3 protein-coding genes and 1 pseudogene are annotated in these 3,652 nt (G+C 65.1%); 1 reads left to right on the top strand and 3 read right to left on the bottom strand.

The window, feature by feature from the left end; all coding sequences use genetic code 11:
- The coding region (locus tag QK287_RS18275) for an ATP-binding protein (RefSeq protein ID WP_282361116.1) at positions 1-518 on the bottom strand (518 nt) is incomplete at its 3' end.
- Positions 515-2,056, bottom strand: a complete 1,542-nt coding sequence (gene istA / locus QK287_RS18270; protein ID WP_282361115.1) for an IS21 family transposase — start codon at positions 2,054-2,056, stop codon at positions 515-517. The genes QK287_RS18275 and istA, both read right to left, overlap by 4 nt.
- Before the next feature lie 330 nt (positions 2,057-2,386).
- On the opposite strand from istA, the gene QK287_RS18265 reads away from it, so the two are divergent.
- Complete coding sequence (locus QK287_RS18265) at positions 2,387-3,268, top strand: class I SAM-dependent methyltransferase (RefSeq protein ID WP_282361114.1); 882 nt, start codon at positions 2,387-2,389, stop codon at positions 3,266-3,268.
- A gap of 110 nt (positions 3,269-3,378) precedes the next feature.
- Here QK287_RS18265 and QK287_RS18260 read toward each other — a convergent pair.
- Positions 3,379-3,633: pseudogene (locus tag QK287_RS18260) on the bottom strand (ATP-binding protein); the annotation flags it as partial.
- Between the last annotated feature and the right edge of the window lie 19 nt (positions 3,634-3,652).

Here is a 3,652-nt window from a genome sequence, read left to right as displayed (position 1 = left end):
ACCACCAAATCTGCGCGCAGGATCCGGGCGACGACTTTGGTGACGCTGTCATCGGAGCGGTGAGCGCGCATGAGAGCGCCGAGGTCCTCGAGCCGGAACCACGCGACCCTCAGGCCGGCCTCGACGGCTTGCTGCCCGAGGGCTTCGAGGAAGAACGTTTTGCCCGTGCCGGAGGGGCCGCAGATCACGACGTTTTCCTTCCGCCCGATCCATTCCAGCGTCCGCAGCGCCTGCTGCGTCGGTGCCGGGATCGAGGAGGCGTCAGGGTCCCAGGTGTCGAAAGTCTTCCCGGTCGGGAAGCCTGCGGCCTTGCGCCTGGTGGCGAGCATGGACCGGGACCGGCCGGCGACTTCCTCGATGAAGAGGGCTTTGATGACTTCGGCCGGTTCCCAGCGCTGGGCGCGGGCGGTCGCGATCAGTTCCGGCGCCAGCGCCCGTGCGTGGGGCATCTTCAGCTGCCGCATCAGCGCTTCCAGCTCCGCCGGCAGTGCGGGCGCGGTGACCGGGACCGGGCTCACGTGCTTTCCCCCAGCGTGCCGGCGGAACTGGCGGCAGCGGGTGGGCGTCCGATAGCCGCCCACGCAGCGGTCCCTTGGGTTAGAGACCGGGTCTCCCCGGCGGCATGGGTGGTCGTGCGCGTGCTTGCGGCGTTCAGGATCGAGGCCAGGTCCTTGTTCGCGAAGCGGCCATGGATGGCCGCGGTCCCGAGGGCCTGATCGACTTCGGACTGCCCGGCGATCTTGGCCAGGGCGACTGCTTCGGCCATCTTCACGTTCATCCGGGCCGTGCCGGCCGCGGCGGCCTCGAGCAGCCAGGTGCGGGCGCCGTCGCCGATGCTAAGGAACTCCGTCTCCGCGGCCGTTCTGGCTTTCGCCGTGTATTCACCCGGGATCCTGGGCCGGTGGCCGGGGAAGTGGGCGTCGTTGATCGCCGGGCTGCCCGGGCGGGCGCGCCGGTGCCGGGCGACTTCCACCGGGCCCTGGCTGCCATGGTGGACGATGATGATTTGCTCGTCGGCTCCGGCGCCGTGGGCTCGGACGAAAACACGGGCTCCGAGCAGATGCGCCGGGACGGAGTACTGCCCGTTCTCGAAGGTGACCATCGGCGTGTTCTCCGGGACGGTGCGGGAGAGCCCGAACGCGACGGTATGCGCGGTGTCCGGGATCCGGTGCAACCGCGGCGCCTCCTCGGTGAGCATTGCGGCGGGTTTGCGGCGGGTGGCCCGGTGCTCACGATGGTTGACCTCGTCCATGAACGTCTGGCAGGCCGCCTCGATCTCGTCGAAGGAAGCGTATTCGGGACGCAGGTTGGTGTCTTTGGGCACGATGTCGGCTTTGGCGACTTTCACCGAGGACTCCACGCCGCCCTTGGAGGCCGGATCCGCCGGCTGGCAGGTCAACACCGTCACCCCGTAGTGGCGGGCGAAGTCGACCGTCTGCTGGTTGCGGACCGGGACTCCGGCAACATGGGACACCGTCACGGTCTTCTCGTTATCGGTCAATACATACGTTGGGGCACCGCCAATGACCCGGAAACTGCGGTCCAGCGCGGCGAACACGCTCGGCGCCGTCCGGTCCCGCAGCGCGATGACAATCCTGAAGCGCGACCACGCCAGCCAGGCCACGAACAAAACGGTCTTCTTCCCCTCGATCACCGGGCCGTCGCCAAAATCGTACTGAAGCCACATGCCCGGTTCCGTGATCCAGGGCCGGTGCACCCGGACATGGCCAAGACGCCAGGCAGCACGGACCTGCGCGACGGCCCGGCGGGTCGAGCGTTCCGAACCCTCATAACCGAGGGCCAGAAGCTTCGCGTGGGCTTTGTCGGCGCGGATCTTGCCCTTGGAGGCCTCGATCCACTCCTCGATCTTGGGCATGAACGCATCGGTGACCCGGCCCCGGTAGACCGGTTCGGCGATCGGCTGGCCAGCGTCACGGGCGGCAACATGCCTGGCGACTGTGTGGTGCGAGCAGCCGGTCAGTTCCGCGGCGGCGCGCAACGATCCGGTCAGATCATACGCAGCGAGTATTTCCATGATTTCTCCGTCAAACTTCATTAGGGCCTCTTCCCGGGCGACTTTGGTGCGACTAGACACCGTCATCAAACCCCGGGGAGAGGCTCCCGCCGCTTAAGCGGTCAGGTTCAGTAAGGAAGTGGGCAGATCTCATGGCCACCGACGGGCAGTTTTCATGGCCGTCAGTGGGCAGTTCCGTGGCCGCCTACGGGCAGTTTTTCATGGCCGCTAACACCGAGGGTCCCGCTGGTCGGCTCGCTCCGCGGCAGTAGGTCCGCTTCGGAATCGGTCCGCTGACCGATCCTTCACCGGGCGCACTCGTCAGGCGACGCGCCGTTCAAGGCGTGAGTCGGAAATCAAGAGGTCCAAACCATGATGGCCCACACTGGAACAGAGGAATGCCAAATAGTTGGGGGCGAAGACAAATTGACGACCATTGGTGCCGACCAGAGGGGCGCTAGCAATTGGGCCGGCGTGGCGCGCCCCTACTCAGAGAGTTTCGCGCACCTGTGCGCTGCGGCGATTGTGCCGTTGCTCGACGCGGCAGAGGCGGTATTGGGCGAGTTCGCGGGTTGTCGTGTGGCGGATGTTGGATGTGGACCCGGGAACCTGACGGGCCTAGCCTTCAGTCGGGGGGCAGAGGTAACGGGCATCGACCCTGACGCCGAGATGCTCGCCTTAGCCCGTACAACGGCTCCTCAGGCACAGCTGCTCTTAGGCGGGTTGCCGAACTTACCACTCGCCCCAGATGCTTTTGATGCAGTGCTGGCAAACTTCGTCGTCAATCACGTCGGCGACCCTCGTGCCGCTGTTGCTGACCTCAAACGGGTCTGTCGGCCGGGCGGCGTCGTCGCTGTGACGATATGGCCCTCTGAACTCTCTGCCATAAATAGGCTCTGGTCAGACGTGGTGCAAGCCAGCGGGGCCGCAGCCCCAAGCCAGCAGAGACTGCCAGCAGATAAGGACTTCGACCGTACCGAGCAGGGATTGAATGAACTGCTGGTGGGTGCAGGTCTGAACGAGGTGCAGACGAAGACTCTCTCCTGGGATTTCGCTATCGAGGCTGAAGACTTGTGGGCTGGACCGGCCGGCGGCGTGGGAGGAATCGGCAAAATCGTAACCAGCCAGTCGCCGATGATGCAGTCCACAATGCGGCACGAATACTTGCGCCTTGTCGCGCCCCTGACTAGCGGTGGAAAAGTGGTTTTACCGGCCGTTGCTCTGCTCGGGATTGGGCAGGCACCCTGCAATTAGCCACCTCGTGGCGTCCCGCAAAGGATCCCTCAGTGGACACTTGTCCTCAGGGCTGGCCCACTTAGAGAGCGGAGACACCGGCAACCCGGCAACCGGCATGGGTCCAGCGATTAGCTAGCGGCTTGTTGGGCAATGGCGTGAGCGAGGCGGTAGGAGTCGGTGCCGGTTTCGACGATGGTGCCGTTGAAGGTGAGTCGGTCCACGATGGCGGCGCAGAGGCGCGGGTCGGTGAAGGTTTTCGTCCAGCCGGAGAAGGATTCGTTGGAGGCTATCGCGATGGAGTTCTTCTCTTCCCTTTCGGTAAGGACCTGGAAGAGGAGTTCGGCGCCTCGGCGGTCCAGTTCCATATAGCCGAGCTCATCGACCTATGCGGATGTCCGCATA

This window comes from Arthrobacter sp. AL05, from assembly GCF_029960715.1.
GTDB lineage: Bacteria > Actinomycetota > Actinomycetes > Actinomycetales > Micrococcaceae > Arthrobacter.
This window is presented reverse-complemented; position numbering and strand designations above follow the sequence as displayed.

What these genes read in the sequence shown, in the direction of transcription:
- istA (WP_282361115.1), bottom strand. Translation starts at nt 2,056, where the DNA reads ATGAAGTTTGACGGAGAAATCATGGAAATACTCGCTGCGTATGATCTG.
- QK287_RS18265 (WP_282361114.1), top strand. Translation starts at nt 2,387, where the DNA reads ATGATGGCCCACACTGGAACAGAGGAATGCCAAATAGTTGGGGGCGAA.